Below are 16,404 nucleotides of genomic sequence, written 5' to 3'. Positions count from 1 at the left end.
TCAGGCCGGGTTCGCCGGCCAGCGTTCCGCCGCGGCCAGCATGTTCTGCGGCAGCGGGACCGGGCGTCCGGACGCATCGCCGCTGACCAGCACCGTCCGGGTACGCACGAGGACGGCGCCGTCGCGCGGGTCCTCCACCTGAGCCACGATCGTCACCGACGTGCGCCCGACCCGGGCGATCGCCGACCGCACGCGGTAGGGGTCGCCGCGGTGGGCGATCTGGCCGAGGTAGTCCACGTCCTGACGGGCGACCATCCACAGCAGCCCCTGCTCCGCGGCGAGCTGCATGCGGGACGTGTCGTCCTCGTCCGGGTTCATCCGGATCCGGGCCTCCGCGACGAAGTCGAACACCCGCACGTTGTTCACGTGGCCGTACGGGTCGAGGTCGGACCAGCGGACCACGAACTCCGAGGTGTGCGCCCGGTCGCCGACCGTCCAGCGCCCGAGCGAGGGCCACGGCGCCAGCGCCGTCGACTGGTCGAGGAACCACAGCCGTTCCGGGCCGGTCATCCGGCGCGGGCGGCCGGCTTCGTAGTCGTACAGGCACATCAGCGAGCGGGCGCGCGCCAGCTCACGCCCGTCCTGGCGCACGGAGTAGGCCAGCGAGAACTGCGCCGCCCCCACCGGGCCCACCGTGAGCACGACCTCCACCGGGTCGAGCCCGAACATCACCGGGCCGAGGTACTCGACCTGGTGCGACACCACCATCGTGGACGTGCCCAGCAGGTGCGCGTTGGGCCCGGAGAGCAGCCACTCGACACGCGCCTCCTGCAGGTAGTCCGCCACCACGGCGTTGTTGACGTGGCCCTGGGCGTCGAGGTCGACCCAGCGGAGCGGCACCCGGCTGACGAACCCGCTCACTCCACGGCGTCCGGCTCCGCGTCGTAGAGCGACTCGACGATGTCGGCGTAGCGGTCGGTGACCACCTTGCGCCGGATCTTCATGTTCGGGGTGACCCCGCCGTCGTCGACGCTCAGTTCGCTGGGCAGGATCGCGAACCGCTTCACGGTCTCCCAGCGCTCCAGCTTGGCGTTCGCCGCGTTCATGAACCGCTCCATGGTCTTGCGCAGCTCGGGGCTCTGGGTGACCTCCGCGTAGTCACGGTCGGCCATGTTGTGCCGCGCGGCCCACTTGGCCAGGTTGTCGCGGTCCATCGTGAGCAGGGCGGAGATGTACTTGCGACCGTCCCCGACCGCGACCACCTGCGAGACGTACGGGATGCTCGCGGCGATCACGCTCTCGACCTTCGCCGGGGCGACGTACTTGCCGCCGGAGGTCTTCATGAGGTCCTTCTTGCGGTCGGTGATCGTGAGGAAGCCGTCCTCGTCCATGCGGCCGATGTCGCCGGTGTGGAACCAGCCGTCGACCAGCACCTCTGCGGTGCGCTCGGGGTCGTTGTGGTAGCCGCGCATCACCGCGGGCCCCTTGACCAGGATCTCGCCGTCCGCGGCGATCTTCACCTCGGTGCCGGCCAGCGCGGGGCCGACCGTCCCGAACCGTGGCGGGAGGGGCAGGTTCACACATGTCACGGCACCGGTCTCGGTCAGCCCATACCCCTCGACCACCACCAGGCCGGCGGAGTAGAACCACGCCTGCACCTGGGAGCTGAGCTTGGCCGAGCCGGAGACGAAGAACTCGATGTTGCCGCCTACCCGCTCCTTGAGCTTGCTGAACACGAGGCGATCGGCCACGGAGTAGGCCAGCCCCATCGCCGGCGGCAGCCGCCGGTCGGCCAGCCGGTACTCCCGGGACGCGCGCCCGACGGCGAACGCCCAGCGGGCGATGCGGCCCTTCAGGCCGCGGTGGGGGGAGGCGAGCATGACGGCCGCGCGCACCTTCTCGAAGATGCGCGGCGCGCCGCACATGAAGTTGGGGTGGACGGCGCCGAGGCCGCTGACGATGTGGTCGACGCGTCCGTCGACAGCGGTGCTGAAGCCGATCCCGAGCTGGATCGTCAGCAGGTCCTTGCCGAACACGTGGGACAGCGGCAGCCACAGGTACTGCAGCGCCGTGGGCGAGATGATCTCCATCTTGTCCAGGACCAGGGCCTGGTACACCCAGCACAGGTGGGTGAGCTCGACGCCCTTGGGCAGGCCGGTGGTGCCGGAGGTGTAGATGAGCGTGGCGAGGTCGTCGCTCCCGATGGCGTCGATCGCGCGGTCGACCACCCCCGGGTCGGACGCGAGCAGCGCGCGTCCCCGCTCGGCGAGCTGGGCGAAGGTGAGCACGCGCTCCCCGTCCCCCTCGCCGTCGAACAGGATGACGTAGCGGACCTGCTCCTCCGCCTCGCGGGAGGAGTCGAGCTTCGCCAGTTGCTCGAGGTTCTCCGCCACCAGGACGACGGAACCGGAGTCGACGACGATGTGCGCGAAGTCCTTGCCCTGGGTGTTGGGGTAGATGGTGGTCGTGGCACCGCCGGCGCAGTTGATGGCGTAGTCGGCGAGGATCCACTCGATCCGGGTGCTGGAGACGATCGAGACCCGCTCCTCCGGTGCCAGACCCAGGGACAGCAGGCCGGCGGCCAGCTCGTCCACGCGGCGACGGGTCTCGGTCCAGTCGATCGAGACCCAGTTCTCGTGCTCGTCCGGGTAGCGGAAGGCCTCCTTGGCCGGCGTCCGGGCGACGCGCCACCGGAACAGGGCCCCCACGGAGGCCGGGCCGTTCGCCAGGAGTGCGTCGACGTCGATGGTGGCTTGTGCCATGTCCCCTCACATTCCGCCGTTGGACTGTTCTCGGCAGTCTAGGGGCAGCCCCCCACCGCGGGCAGTCGGACGGGGCGTCGGGTGGCGTTTGTTCGTAGCGAAACGCCGGGGAGGATGCCCGCAGGACGTTTGTTGAACTCTAAACTGTTTTGGTACCATCCCCCGGTGACCACCCAGCTCGAACCCCGTTGGCTGACAACCTGCCAGCAGCGCATCTGGCGCTCCTACCTCAACGGTGTCGCGCGGATCACCGACAGCCTGGACGCGGAGCTGCGTCCCTACGGGCTCGATCTCGGCGAGTACGAGATCCTGGTGCACCTGTCGGAGTCCGAACACCACGCGCTGCGCATGTCGGAACTCGCAGAACGCGTCCGCCAGTCCCGCTCGCGGCTCACCCACACGATCTCGCGCATGGAGGCGAAGAACCTCGTCGTGCGCACGGCCTGCCCGTCCGACCGTCGCGGCGTCATCGCCCAGATGACCGACCACGGCTACGCCCTGCTCGTCGACGCCGCGCCCGCGCACGTGGAGTCGGTGCGGCGCGCCCTCGTCGACCGCGTCGACCCGGCTGACTTCGAAGCGCTCGGCCGGGTGATGGAGGCGGTCACCCGCGTGACAGACTGAGGCCGTGCCGGCCCCAGCGAGCGTCCTCGACAAGGTCGCCGCGCTGGCCGCCCGGGGCTTCAGCCTCGACACCTCCCCCCTCACCCGCGCGCTCTACAGCAGCGACGCGTCCCTGTACCGGGTGCCGCCGGCCGCGGTTGCCCGTCCCGCGGGGGTCGCCGAACTCGTCGCCCTCGTGGACGCCGCCCGTGAGTCCGGCCTCCCTCTCACCAGCCGCGGCGCCGGCACCTCGATCGCGGGCAACGCCGTCGGGCAGGGCCTGGTGGTGGACTGCTCGCGGCTGGACCGGATCGTCCACGTCGACGCGTCGGCCAGGGCGGCCGTCGTGGAACCGGGGGTCGTGCCGGCGACGCTGACCGCGGCCGCGGCGTCCGCGGGACTGCGGTTCGGCCCCGACCCGTCCACCGCAGACCGCTGCACGATCGGCGGCATGATCGGCAACAACGCCTGCGGGGCGCGTGCGCTGGGGTATGGGCGGACGGCCGACAACATCCTCGGCCTCGACGTCGTCACCGGCACCGGCGAACGGCTCTCCCTCTCCTCCGGCAGCTGGCACCGTCCCGATTCGGCCACCCTGGACGCGCTGGAGCGCCTGGTCCGGAAGCACCTCGGCCTCATCCGCACCGAATTCGGACGCTTCCCCCGGCAGGTCTCCGGCTACAGCCTCGAGCACCTGCTGCCCGAGCGGGGCTTCGACGTCGCCCGCTTCCTGGCCGGCAGCGAGGGGACCCTCGCTGTGGTCACCGGTGCCCGCGTCCGGCTCGTCGAGGACCTGCCCCACGTCGCGCTGGTCGTCGTCGGCTACCCGAGCATGTCCGCCGCGGCGGACGCCACCCCGTCGGTGCTGCCGTTCGGGCCGACCGCCGTCGAGGGCCTGGACCGGCGGATCGTCGAGGTGGTGCGCGCGCGGCAGGGCCACGCCGCGATCCCCGGGCTCCCGCCGGGAGAGGGCTGGCTGTTCGTCGAACTCACCGATGCCGACCCGGAGAGCCTGGCCGGGCGCGCCGCGGCGGTGCTCCAGGCCGCCGGAGGGCTGGGCGGCGAGATCGTCGCCGACCCGGGCCGGGCCGCGCGCCTGTGGCGGATCAGGGCCGACGGCGCCGGGCTGGCGGCCGTCGGCCTCGCCCGTCCCGCCCACGCCGGCTGGGAGGACGCCGCGGTACCCCCCGCAGCACTCGGGGCGTACCTGCGCGACTTCGACGCGCTGCTGCGCGCCCACGGGCTGGAAGGGTTGCCGTACGGGCACTTCGGCGAGGGTTGCGTCCACGTCCGCATCGACTTCGACCTCTCCTCCGCGCCCGGCGTGGCCGGGTACCGGCGCTTCGTGGAGGAGGCCGCGGACCTCGCCGCCCGGCACGGGGGTTCCTGCTCCGGCGAGCACGGGGACGGGCGCGCGCGGTCCGAACTGCTGGGCCGCCTGTACTCGCCCCAGGCCCTGGCACTGTTCGCCGCCGTCAAGCACCTGTTCGACCCGGACAACCTGCTCAATCCGGGGGTGCTCGTCGCCCCACGGCCGCTGGACGCCGACCTGCGGCTGCCGTCCGTCGCCGCGTCCCGGCTGCCCCGCCTCGACCCTGCCTTCGCCGCGGAGGCCCACCGCTGCACCGGGGTGGCCAAGTGCCTGGCCGACACCGGCCATGTGATGTGTCCCTCCTACCAGGCGACCGGAAAGGAGAAGGACTCCACGCGCGGACGGGCACGCACCCTCCAGGAGATGGTGAACGGCACGCTGGTGACCGGCGGCTGGCGGGCACCGGAGGTGCACGAAGCGCTCGACCTGTGCCTGTCCTGCAAGGCGTGCGCGAGCGAGTGCCCCACCGGCGTCGACATCGCGGCCCTGAAGTCGCGGGTGCTGGACGAGGCGTACCGGCACCGGCTGCGACCGCGCAGCCACTACACGCTGGGGCGCCTCCCGCTCTGGGGACGGCTGGTGACCGCCGTGCCCGGCCTTCCGGCGCTCGCCAACGCCGTCCTCGCTGCCCCTGGGCTCCAGCGGCTGGCACGGGCGATCGCCGGGGTGGACTCCCGCCGGCTGCTGCCCCGGTTCAACCCCCGTCCGGCGCGGCGGCAGCGCGTCCGCCGGGACGAGGGTCGTCCGGTCGTGGTCTGGGTGGACTCGTTCACCGACACCCTCGACGCCGCCCCCCTGGCGCCGCTGCTCGCGGTGCTCGCCGGGGCGGGCTTCGCGCCCACGGTGCTAGGCAGCACCGCGTGCTGCGGGCTGCCCTGGATCACCACGGGCCAGCGAGCGGCGGCCGCGCGGCAGCTGCGCCGCTCCCTGGACGTGCTGCACCCGATCGTGGCCGCCGGCACCCCGGTGGTCGGGCTCGAGCCGTCCTGCATCGCGGTGTGGCGCGGGGACGCGGCATCGCTGGTCGACGACCCCCGGGTCGCGCAGGTCGCATCCGGCGTCCACACGCTCGCCGAGCTGCTGGAGGAGGCCGGCTGGCAGCCGCCCGACCTGTCCGGCACGGTCGTGGTTGCCCAGCCGCACTGCCACCACTCCTCGGTGATCGGCTGGGCGGCGGACGAGCGCCTGCTGGCGCGCACCGGCGCACAGGTCGTGCGCGTCGCCGGCTGCTGCGGGCTGGCCGGCAACTTCGGCGTGGAGCGCGGCCACTACGAGACGTCCGTGGCGGTGGCCCGCACCCACCTGCTGCCCGCCGTCGAGGCCGCCGGCCCGGACGCCGTCCTGCTCGCCGACGGCTTCTCCTGCCGCCTCCAGCTCGCCGACCTCGCCCACCGCCGCGCCCTGACCCTCGCCGAACTCCTCCTGCCCCCCTCCACTCCCCCCACCCCCGCGCAAAGTGGACCGAAACCGCCGTCCACGGCGGTGTGAGTCCACTTCGCGGCTGAGGCATACTGGTCGCCGTCCCACGCGTCCTGCAGGAAGATCGCCATGCCCGAATTCGTGTTCACCATGCACAACGTCCGCAAGAAGCTGGGCGAGAAGCTCGTGCTCGACAACGTCACGCTGTCCTTCTACGAGGGCGCCAAGATCGGCGTCGTGGGGCCGAACGGCGCCGGCAAGTCCACCATGCTGAAGCTGATGGCCGGGATGCTGCGTCCGGACAACGGCGACGCGATGCTGGCCAAGGACAAGAGCGTCGGGATCCTGCTGCAGGAGCCGCCGCTCACCGAGGGCAGGACCGTCCTGGAGAACATCCACGAGGCGGTCGCCGAGACCAAGGGCATGCTCGACCGGTTCAACGAGATCTCCCTGGCCATGGCCGAGCCGGACGCCGACTTCGACGCGCTGCTCGCCGAGATGGGCGAGCTGCAGACCGAGCTCGACCACCGCAACGCCTGGGACCTGGACTCCCAGCTCGAGCAGGCGATGGACGCCCTCCAGTGCCCGCCGGCGGACGCGATCGTCGACGTGCTGTCCGGCGGCGAGCGCCGCCGCGTCGCCCTGTGCAAGCTGCTGCTCCAGCAGCCCGACCTGCTGCTGCTGGACGAGCCCACCAACCACCTCGACGCCGAGAGCGTCAACTGGCTGGAGGGCCACCTGAAGAGCTACCCGGGCGCCGTCCTGGCCGTCACCCACGACCGGTACTTCCTCGACAACGTGGCCGAGTGGATCTGTGAGGTCGACCGCGGCCAGCTGCACCCCTACGAGGGCAATTACTCCACCTACCTGGAGACCAAGCGTGCCCGCCTCCAGATCGAGGGCAAGAAGGACGCCAAGCGCGCCAAGATCCTGGAGAAGGAGCTGGAGTGGGTGCGGGCCAACCCGAAGGCCCGCCAGGCGAAGAACAAGGCCCGCCTCGCCCGCTACGAGGAGCTGGCCGCCGAGGCCGAGCGGAACCGCGCCGTCGACCTCGCCGAGATCAACATCCCGCCGGGCCCGCGCCTGGGCTCGGACGTGCTCGAGGCGAAGAAGCTGACCAAGGGCTTCGGCGACCGCGTGCTGATCGAGGACCTGAGCTTCACCCTCCCGCGCGCGGGAATCGTCGGCATCATCGGGCCGAACGGCGTCGGCAAGACCACGCTGTTCAAGATGATCGTGGGCGAGGAGAAGCCCGACTCGGGCGAGCTCAAGGTCGGCGGCACGGTGAAGTTCTCCTACGTCGACCAGGGCCGCTCGGGCATCGACCCGGGCAAGAACGTCTGGGAGGTCGTCTCCGACGGCCTCGACCACATCAAGGTGGCCAGCTTCGAGATGCCCTCGCGCGCCTACGTCGCGTCGTTCGGGTTCAAGGGCCCCGACCAGCAGAAGCTCGCCGGCGTGCTGTCCGGCGGTGAGCGCAACCGCCTGAACCTCGCCCTCACCCTGAAGATGGGCGGCAACGTGCTGCTGCTCGACGAGCCCACCAACGACCTGGACGTGGAGACGCTCCAGTCGCTCGAGGACGCCCTCCTCGACTTCCCCGGCTGCGCCGTCGTGATCTCCCACGACCGCTGGTTCCTCGACCGTGTCGCCACGCACATCCTCGCGTGGGAGGGGACGGACGAGGACGACGCCGTCTGGTTCTGGTTCGAGGGCAACTACGCCGACTACGAGGAGAACAAGGTCGCCCGCCTCGGCGTCGAGGCCGCTCGTCCGCACCGGACCGCCCACCGCCGCCTCACCCGGGGCTGACCGGGGGCACGGCGCACCCCCGCCTCACGCGTGCCCGGCGGAACGTCGTCCACGCGTGGGCGGGGACCCGCGACGTGAGCCCCTCAGGATGCCGGCGTTGGCGCCTGCTCAGGGACGGTTCGCCGCTCAGGGAGTTCGCGCTCAGGGACGGTTGGCGCTCGCCGCGCCACTGTTCCGGGTGGCCGGGCGGACCGACCTGACCGGGCGGGCCGTCGCGGCGACGAGGGTGAGCGCCGCGCACGCCAGGGCGACCGCGACGAGGACGGCGAGCGGATCCGGACCGAACCAGCCGGCCAGCCCGTACAGCGGCGCCGCCACGAGCAGCAGGATCGCCGGCGCCACCCAGCCGCCCGGGATCGCCGCCCCCGTGCCGAGGTTCAGCCGCAGGAACGTGCCACAGATGGCCGTCCCCCCGACAGCCACCGCCCAGAACGCCGCCATGCGCCGCAGCGCGCGGAAGCGCCGGCTGCACCGTCCCACCACGACGGCGTGCCCCAGCCAGGCGGCCAGATAGGCGAGTGACGCCAGCACGCCCCCCGGATGTGGGGGCGCCCCGAACAGCAGCGTCCCGGCGTTGGCGGCCGTGGCGATGACGTAGGTGGCCACGACGAGAGCCGGCGTGACCCAGACCGGCGGACGCGATCCGGCGAGGCGCTCAGTCCACGGCATGACCGGCACCGACCTCGGCGGGCGGGGCCGGGCACGGCACGTCGGTGCGACCGGGGAACCACCTGCCGGTGGCGGGTCCGAGCGGGTCGGTGGTCATGGCGTCTCCTGTGGGGGTGGGAGCACCCTGCCGAAGCAATGGGCAATTCGCATGGAACCAGCGAACCGGAGTTCGTTCAACGACGACCCGCGGGTCCATACAGTCCCGTGCGTACCCACCGCGACGGCCGCGCGAACCTCTTCCGGTACCGGGATTCTCACCCGGCCCGGACCGGAGGCGGACAGACCGGGCGGACCGACCCGCTCAGGCCGCGTCCTCCGCCGCCACCGCGTCGGTCTCCGGCTGCTCCTCCGTGGCGAGGATCAACTCGCCGACGCTCACCTCGGCGTCCTCCACCGGGGCCTTCGCCGACTTGCGGAACACCGTGGTGCCCCGCGAGAGGTCGTGGCCGACGGCCTGCGCGTCCAGCCTCAGCCGCTCGTGGCGGACGCCCTGCCCGTCGGTCCAGCGCTCGGTGCGCAGGCGACCCACCACCACGACCGGATCGCCCTTGCTGATGCTCGACTTCACGTTCAGCGCCAGCGCCTTGTTGCAGACCACCCCCAGCCAGGTCGTCTCGGCGTCGCCCCACTCCCCCGAGCGCCAGGTACGCGGGGTGCAGCCGAGCCGGAAGCTGGCGTAGGTGATGCCCTCCTTGGGTTCGCGGAACTCCACGTCGCTGCCGACGTTGCCCGTGATCGAGATCGTTGCTTCCATCATCTGCGAGTCCTTCCTGGTGTCCTCACAGGAACTATCCCTGCGCACCCCGCGGACCGCGTCAGCGCCCGCTGCACCCTGTGGATGGGGGCCGCCCTGTGGATGAATGCGTCAGCGCACGCGCGCGGCCGCCGCCACGGCGGCGCGAGCCCGCCGGTAGCGGTCGAGCTCGAGGCGCACCGGTTCGAGGACCTCGTCGTCGACCACGGCGGCGACCGCGTCGTCGAGGCTCCGGCGCGCGGTCCGCGCATGGGCGTTCGCCCCGATCTCCACCAGCACCCGGCCGAGCACGGCGAGCAGCACCCCGCCCAGAAGGCCACCGGCCAGCAGCCAGGTGCCGGCGGGCACCCCGTACCAGGCCACCGGGGGCAGCGTGGGCAGCCCGAGGGCCACGAGCAGCGGGTTCGCGAAGAGCCACGCCAGCCCCCCGACGACGGCGAGGATCAGCAGCCACTGGAGGACGCCGAACAGGCCCCACCACCAGGTTCCGCGGCGCACCGACAGGTCGGCCCCGGCGATCGCGGTGTCCAGCCGGTCCAGCAGCAACGACTCGCGGCCCGCCGCCGCGGCACGAACGGCCTGCGCCCACCCGCGGGGAAGACCCGCGGAGGCCCCGTCCGTCAGCTCGCGCAGGCCCTGGTCCGCCCGTGCCCGCTGGACGGCGGTCGCGCGCGGCAACGAGGTGCGGTTCACCTCGGTCGGGCTGTGCTCGCCGGAACCCACGTCCAGCCGCAGCCGCTTCAGGGGGTCGGGACGCAGCCGTCCCAGCCAGCTCATGAACGGCCAGCCGGTGGCCGCGGACCCCCGCTTCCGCCACGCCTTCCGCACCCCGTCCACCACCACGGGGACGCCCGCCGCGTCGCCGAGCACGCGAACGACGTGATCGGTGAGGGCCTCGTCCAGTTCGGGGACCGGGCCGCTGCCCAGGTCGTCGGCGAGCGTCCCAGCCGCGACCGTCACGTCGGTCGACAGCCGGCGGGCCATCGCCTGCTTGTTGGCGACCGTGGCCGCGAGCGAGGCCCGCAGCTCCCGCACCCCGGTGCCCCGCAGCGCGGACGTCGCCATGATCGGCGTGGCCTTCAGGCCCTCCGCGTCGAGCAGCCGGCGCAGGTCGCGCAGGCAGCGGTCGAGCTCCTCCGGGGCGAGCCGGTCGGACTGGTTGAGCACGACCATCATCACCTCGGCGTACGGCGCCAGGCGCTTCAGGTAGCCGTCGTGGAGGGCGGCGTCGGCGTACTTCTGCGGGTCGACCACCCAGATGAGCGCGTCCACGAGCTCGACCAGCCGGTCGACCGTCAGGCGGTGGGCCAGCTCGGTGGAGTCGTGGTCGGGCAGGTCGAGCAGCACGAGGTCGGAGAAGGCGTTCGGCCCGGCCGGCACCAGCCGGCGGGCGGTGATGTCGAGCCAGTCGAGCAACTCGTGCGGCAGCTCGGTGCCCCAGCTCACGGCCATCGCCTTCGACGTGGTCGGACGCCGTACCGCGACGTGGGCGAGGTCGGTCCCGGTGACGGCGTTGAACAGGCTGGACTTGCCGGACCCGGTGGCGCCGGCCAGCGCGATCACGGTGTAGCTGCCGCTGAACGCCACCCGCTCGCCCGCGCGGTCCACGACGGCCTTCGCCTTCTCGAGGACGGCGGCGTCGCCGCGCCCCTCCGCAGCCTCGAGCGCCTCGGCCAGCGCACGGACGCGCGGCCCGAGCCGGTCACCCGCCGCGCTCACGGCCGCTCCTCCAGGTCACGCTGCGCCTTGGGGTCGAGCTCCCCCGGGTCGAGCCGCTCCCCCGGGTCGAGCACGCGTCCCTCGAGCGCCGGCGTACCGGCACCGCCCTCGAGCGCCGGCGGATCCGCGGCCACGGGCAGGGCCAGATCGCCCCTGGCCAGCTGGACGGCCTCCGCCGCCGCGACCAGCGCGTCCGCCTGTTCGGGGCGGGCGTCCACGGCGTCGAGGGCGGAGAGGTACCGGCTGAGCTCGACAGCGAGCAGCGCCTCGACCCTCGCGTCCAGGTCGTTCTTGGCCTGCCGCGCCAGCCGGCGGACCGCGTCCTCGCCGAAGATCGCCTCGAGCACGCGCTGGGCGAGCACCGCCGTGCCGCCGGCCACGCCGAGCTCGGCCCCGATCAGCCCGCCGGTCTGGCTGAAGACGAGGATCATCAGTGCCACGCCGACGCCGTTGACCCCGAGCGCCCAGAACCGGGCGGTGGACTTCTTCGCAGCGCCCTCGCGCGCCACGAGGTCGAGCACGTCGCCCTGCCAGTCCCGGATGGCCCGGGAGGCGCCGGTCGCGTAGTCCCTGGAGGCCCGGCCGAGCTCGTCGTCTGCCGCGGCGAACACCTCGCGTCCGGCCGGGTGCGCCTGCCAGGCGGACTCGACCCGCCGGGCGGCCGCCTCGCCCTCCTCGCGGATGAGCACCTCCAGCCCCGACTCGACGGCGACCTTCACGTCCAGCGCCTGCCGGGGCTCGCCCTTCACCGCGGCGACTACCCGGTCGCGCAGCCAGCCGATCTTCTGCTCGACGGCGCGGAAGAACTCGCCGGTGCCGACGAAGTCGTGCCAGCGGGCGAGCACCTCACCGCGCAGCAGGGTGCCGTCTGCGGTCTGTACGCCGATGCTGCGGACCGCCTCTGCGAACGACTTCTCGGCGTCGGCGCGCAGCGTGTTGAGGCTGTCCGCCTGGGCGCGGACGGCCGCCGCCACCACCGGGGCGTCCCCGGCGAGGGCGCCGATCGCGCCGTCCAGGGTCTGGAGCACGACCTGCTTCCGGGCCACGGCGTCGGCGGCGAGGGCGCCGAGCCAGTCCCTGATCGGCGCGACGGCCGCGTCCGGCAACAGCCCGTCGGCGTCCACCTCGGTCTCCGGGACGGCGAACAGCGGCGAGCGCCCCAGCCCGCGCTGCCCCATCATCTGGCCCAGGTGCGCGGGCACCTCGTCCATGGCCGCCGGTGGCACGCGGTCGAGCACCACCGCCACGACGGCGTGCCGCTCCGCAGCCGAGCGGAGGTAGTCCCACGGGACGGCGTCGGCGTAGCGGGCGGCCGTGGTCACGAACAACCACAGGTCCGCCGCGGCGAGCAGTTGCGCGGCCAGCGCCCGGTTCTCGGCCACCACGGAGTCGACGTCGGGCGCGTCGAGGACGGCCAGCCCCGCCGGGAGGGTCGGCTCGGGCACCACCTGGAGCGTGCGGGCGTCGGCCACCTGCCCCCGGCTGCGGGCGAGCCCGGGAAGGATGGCGTCGGAGGCGAACCAGGCCGCGTCGTCCGGATGGTGCACCAGCACCGGGGAGCGGGTGGTGGGACGGATGACGCCCGGCGCGGTGACGACGCGTCCGAGGAGGGAGTTGACCAGGGTCGACTTGCCGGCCCCGGTCGACCCGCCGATCACCGCGAGCAGCGGGGCGTCCAGGCGGTCCAGCCGGGGCAGCACGTAGTCGTCGAGTTGCGCCACCGCGCGGCGGGCACGCTCGCGCGCGGCGGCGGCGTCGGGGAGGTCCAGCGGCAGCCGGACCGCGGAGAGGGCCTCGCGGAGGGCAGTCAGGGACGGCGCCAGCAGTTCTGCGCCCATGCCTTCCTCCTACCCCTTCGGCGGCCCCCAGGTGGGGTCAACTGCTGAATACCCAGGCGATCCTATCGGCGCCTGCCCCACGGGTGCGGGCCAGTTGCCGCCGAGGCCGGCCGGGCCGGGGTAGGACGGCGGGGCGTAGGACACCGGGCCCGTCCGTCGCAGCCGCGGCAGGCTCAGCTTCAACCCGCGCGGGTCGTCGATGGCGACGCCGCGCAGCCCGCGCGCCTGCTCGACCAGCTCCCGGGCGCGCACGGTGGCGGCCTCGTCGAGGATGCCGCGCACCTGCCCGTCCCTGAGGTAGGCCAGCTCGGTCAGGATGCGCTGCAGCCGGACGGTCGCGGAGAACACCCGCCAGCCGCGCGTGGCGGCCACCATCACCGCCCACCAGCGCAGGCGCTGCCGGGCGAACACGAAGGGGTCGCTCTCCGGCAGCCAGCCGAGCTGGGAGTAGTCGCCGAGCCGGGTGGCGAGGACGCGTGCCTGCTTCAGCACCTGGCGCACCACGTAGGTGGCCGCGGTGAGGACGAGCGGCACCGCGACCAGCCAGTAGATCAGCACCTGGCCCTGTTCGTTGTTCAGGCTGGCCTGGGAGTTGAACACCATGTGCAGCAGGGCTGCGGCGCCGTACCCGACCAGCGGCGACAGCACCCGCACCACCTTGCTGCGGGTCCGCAGCGCGACCGCGACGCCGATGCCCGTCATCATCGTGAACAGCGGATGGCCGAAACACGTCCACACCCCCCGCAGCCAGACCAGCTGGCTGACGGCGGCGTCCGCGTCGCCGACCCCGATGTTCTCCGAGGAGTACACGATCGCCCTGGCGTAGTAGATGATGTTCTCGGTGAAGGCGAAACCGGCCGCTGACAAGCCCGCGAGCACGATCAGCGAGACCTTCGACACCAGCCGGTAGCGGGCGACGATCGCGATCAGGAACAGCACGGAGGCCTTCGCGGCCTCCTCGACGAACGGGGCGACGAAGATCGCCGCGCGGGCGCTGGTGGCCGGGTCGCCGTTCCCCGCCACGGCGAGCTGCTGGCCGGCCCACGTGTTCACGTGGATCGAGATGAAGGTGGCGACGGCCGCTCCCCAGCCCAGGGTGAGGTACCAGACGACCAGCCGCTGCGGCCGGTAGCGGTCGGCCCAGATGAAGACCACGGTCCAGAACGCGAGCGTGGGCAGCGCGAGCCAGAAGCCCTGGCGGATCGCGGCCGGGTTGATGCCGGGGATCACGCCGTCGGTCACCGGCACGTCCGCGGTGAGCAGCTGCCACTGCGCGGCGAGAGCGATCGCGAAGACCACGGTGAGCGCCACCACGGCCCACGTCCACCACGACGTGAGCAGCCGGCGCGGCAGCGGCAGCGACTCGTCCCTGGGCTCGGGCAGGTCGTTGCGGCGCCGGGCGAGCGCGGCCACCGGATCGGTCATGGCTGCCAGCGTACCGGCGGGCCGAACCACCCCCGGCGCCCCGTTCGGGCCTGTCGCGGTGCGGCCCCGTGAGGTCGCCGCTCCGACCCCCGGGACGGGCTGCGGGTGCCGGGCGGCCGGATCGCCGAACGTGGTCCGTCCGGCCAATGGCTGCGCGAAATCAAACTGTACGGTACAGTTTGATTCGTGAGCATCGCTGTGGGCCACCGGCAGAGCGCGAAGAGGGCGCAGATCGCCTCCGCAGCGCGCACCCTCTTCCTCACCCACGGCTTCGCCGGCACCTCGATGGACGCCGTGACCGCGCAGGCAGGGGTCAGCAAGCAGACCCTCTACCGCTACTTCCCCACCAAGGTGGCGCTGCTCGGCGAGATCCTCTACGGCGGCCTGGGCAAGCTGGTGCTCGACTCCCCCGACCTCGACCGCGTGAACACCCTCGACGACCTGCGCGCCTCGCTGGTCGAGTTCTCGGTGATGGTGACCCACAGCCTGATGAAGCCGGAGGCCGTGGCGCTCGTCCGGCTGGTGCTCGGCGAGGCGTTCCGGGTGGACGAGCTCCGCAAGGCGTTCCGCGACGCCCTGCCGGGCCAGATGCTGGTGCGCACCGAGGTGCTGATCCGTCACGCCGCGGCGCTCGGGCTGATCGCCACCGATGACCCCGGGCTGACGACCCGCATGTTCGTCGGCCCGCTGATGACCTACGTCGCCCTCGACGGCTTCCTGAGCATCGCGCCGTCCCAGCCGCCGGCGCGCGCCGAGCTCGAAAGGGTCGTCGACGCCTTCCTCGCCGGAGTGGAGGTGCACCCGTGAACCGGCAGCTCCTCGTCGCCGCGGCCCTCGCGCCGGCCTTCTGCCTCGCCGGCTGCGGGACGCCGTCCGGACTCGTGGTGGCCGGCACGGTGGACGACACCGTGACCAGCCTGGCCGCTCCCGCGCTCGGCTCACCGGCGGTGAACCTCGACGCCGGTTTCGTCGACCTCACCGGCCCCACCAGCCCGGTCACCGGCCGCACGGCGAACGCCACGAGCACCGTCGCCTCTGCCCTCGGTCTCGGCACGAGCGTGCGCATCGTGGCGGTGGGCGCGGCCGTCGGCGACACCGTCCGCGCCGGGCAGGTGCTGGCGACGGCGGACACGCGCACCCAGGCCGCCCAGCTGGCCGCGGCCACGGCGGACGCGGCCGTGGCGAAGGCCCAGGTCGGCCTGCTCGGCGACGCGATCGACACCACCTACGACAAGCAGGCCGACATCGAGGACGCGAAGGACACCGTCCGCACGGCCATCGACAAGATCCACGCCGGGCAGAAGCAGCTGCGCGCGGCAGAGCGGAAGGCCCGCGCGGCCCGCGCAGACCTGGTCACCAAGCTCCACGCCATGGAGGCGCTGGCCGCCAACTATCCGCCGGTCGTCCCGCCGGGCAGCGACATCCCGCCCGAGGCCGCACTGCCGGGGATCATCGCCGACCTGAAGGCGGGGATCCGGAAGGTCGACGCCGGCCTGAAGAAGATCGACGCCCTCCAGGCGAAGCTCGCCACCGGGCTGAAAAAGGCACGGTCCGGCCTGCGGAAGCTCGAGGACGCCACCGCGAAGGTCACCGACGCCAGGAGCAACCTGCGCGACCTCAAGGAACTGGCCGCCCTGCAGGCGGAGGCGATGACGGTGCCGATCGACGTGGTCCGCGCCCAGGTCACCCTCGCCGAGATGACGTCGCCCGTGGACGGCATCGTGGTGTCGATCGCGCGCCCGGGCGACCAGCTGGCACCCGGCGCGACGGTCGCCACCGTCCGGGAGCAGCAACCGAGCACGGTGACGGCCTGGCTCTCCCCCGCCCAGCTCGCCCAGGTCTGCGACGGCGACAGCGCGCTCGTCACGGCCGACTGGATCACCGGTCCCGGCGTCCCGGCCACCCTGACCCGGATCAGCACCCGGGCCGACTACCCGCCCACGTCGGTGCCCACCGACGAGGTCCACCTCACCCGCGCGGTCGAGGTGGCGTTCACCGCCACCGAACAGCTGCCCGCGGGCGCGCCGGTGGAGATCACCATCCAGGGCTGCCGCCCGTCGGCGCCCGCCACCATCCCGAACAGGTGACGAA

The 16,404-nt window shown here is 73.0% G+C and carries 12 protein-coding genes; 5 read left to right on the top strand and 7 right to left on the bottom strand.

Features of this window, described 5'->3' with window-relative positions; all coding sequences use genetic code 11:
• Entirely contained in the window at nucleotides 1-861 is an 861-nt protein-coding gene (locus ACFQQJ_RS08985) for an acyl-CoA thioesterase (RefSeq protein WP_377105808.1), read from the bottom strand.
• On the bottom strand, nucleotides 858-2,702 hold the full coding sequence (locus ACFQQJ_RS08980; RefSeq protein WP_377105807.1) for an AMP-dependent synthetase/ligase: 1,845 nt from the start codon (nucleotides 2,700-2,702) through the stop codon (nucleotides 858-860). The genes ACFQQJ_RS08985 and ACFQQJ_RS08980 overlap by 4 nt, the downstream gene beginning before the upstream one ends.
• A gap of 165 nt (nucleotides 2,703-2,867) precedes the next feature.
• Here ACFQQJ_RS08980 and ACFQQJ_RS08975 point away from each other — a divergent pair, with 165 nt between their 5' ends.
• The 3 genes from ACFQQJ_RS08975 to ettA are packed head-to-tail and all read left to right on the top strand — an operon-like array spanning nucleotide 2,868 to nucleotide 7,908.
• A complete protein-coding gene (locus ACFQQJ_RS08975) occupies nucleotides 2,868-3,326 on the top strand; it encodes a MarR family winged helix-turn-helix transcriptional regulator (protein ID WP_377105805.1) in 459 nt (152 codons plus the stop codon).
• Between the two features lie 4 nt (nucleotides 3,327-3,330).
• On the top strand, nucleotides 3,331-6,165 hold the full coding sequence (locus ACFQQJ_RS08970) for an FAD-binding and (Fe-S)-binding domain-containing protein (RefSeq protein WP_377105803.1): 2,835 nt from the start codon (nucleotides 3,331-3,333) through the stop codon (nucleotides 6,163-6,165).
• 60 nt (nucleotides 6,166-6,225) lie between these two features.
• Complete coding sequence (gene ettA / locus ACFQQJ_RS08965) at nucleotides 6,226-7,908, top strand: energy-dependent translational throttle protein EttA (RefSeq protein ID WP_377105802.1); 1,683 nt, start codon at nucleotides 6,226-6,228, stop codon at nucleotides 7,906-7,908.
• 141 nt (nucleotides 7,909-8,049) lie between these two features.
• On the opposite strand, the gene ACFQQJ_RS08960 is transcribed toward ettA, so the two are convergent.
• The 5 genes from ACFQQJ_RS08960 to ACFQQJ_RS08940 all read right to left on the bottom strand — a co-directional run bounded on the left by ACFQQJ_RS08960 (nucleotide 8,050) and on the right by ACFQQJ_RS08940 (nucleotide 14,313).
• Nucleotides 8,050-8,577, bottom strand: coding sequence for a hypothetical protein (locus tag ACFQQJ_RS08960; protein ID WP_377105800.1), 528 nt, complete (start codon nucleotides 8,575-8,577; stop codon nucleotides 8,050-8,052).
• Nucleotides 8,578-8,878: 301 nt separating this feature from the next.
• Entirely contained in the window at nucleotides 8,879-9,334 is a 456-nt protein-coding gene (locus ACFQQJ_RS08955) for a single-stranded DNA-binding protein (protein WP_377105798.1), read from the bottom strand.
• Nucleotides 9,335-9,442: 108 nt separating this feature from the next.
• On the bottom strand, nucleotides 9,443-11,050 hold the full coding sequence (locus ACFQQJ_RS08950) for a GTPase (protein WP_377105796.1): 1,608 nt from the start codon (nucleotides 11,048-11,050) through the stop codon (nucleotides 9,443-9,445).
• Nucleotides 11,047-12,888, bottom strand: a complete 1,842-nt coding sequence (locus tag ACFQQJ_RS08945) for an ABC transporter (RefSeq protein ID WP_377105794.1) — start codon at nucleotides 12,886-12,888, stop codon at nucleotides 11,047-11,049. The genes ACFQQJ_RS08950 and ACFQQJ_RS08945 overlap by 4 nt, the downstream gene beginning before the upstream one ends.
• Nucleotides 12,889-12,897: 9 nt before the next feature.
• Nucleotides 12,898-14,313, bottom strand: a complete 1,416-nt coding sequence (locus ACFQQJ_RS08940; protein ID WP_377105793.1) for a PrsW family intramembrane metalloprotease — start codon at nucleotides 14,311-14,313, stop codon at nucleotides 12,898-12,900.
• Between the two features lie 186 nt (nucleotides 14,314-14,499).
• Here ACFQQJ_RS08940 and ACFQQJ_RS08935 point away from each other — a divergent pair, with 186 nt between their 5' ends.
• Nucleotides 14,500-15,120 carry a TetR/AcrR family transcriptional regulator gene (locus ACFQQJ_RS08935; protein WP_377105791.1) on the top strand — a complete coding sequence of 207 codons (621 nt, stop codon included), beginning with the start codon at nucleotides 14,500-14,502 and terminating at the stop codon, nucleotides 15,118-15,120.
• Nucleotides 15,117-16,400 (top strand): HlyD family efflux transporter periplasmic adaptor subunit, encoded by a 1,284-nt coding sequence (locus ACFQQJ_RS08930; protein WP_377105789.1) that lies wholly within the window; start codon nucleotides 15,117-15,119, stop codon nucleotides 16,398-16,400. Before ACFQQJ_RS08935 ends, ACFQQJ_RS08930 begins: the two co-directional genes overlap by 4 nt.
• Nucleotides 16,401-16,404 lie beyond the last annotated feature (4 nt).

It is taken from the genome of Propionicimonas sp. T2.31MG-18, assembly GCF_964266745.1.
Classification (GTDB): domain Bacteria; phylum Actinomycetota; class Actinomycetes; order Propionibacteriales; family Propionibacteriaceae; genus Propionicimonas.
Note: the sequence above shows the minus strand (reverse complement) of the source record. Positions and strands in the feature narration are given on the sequence as shown.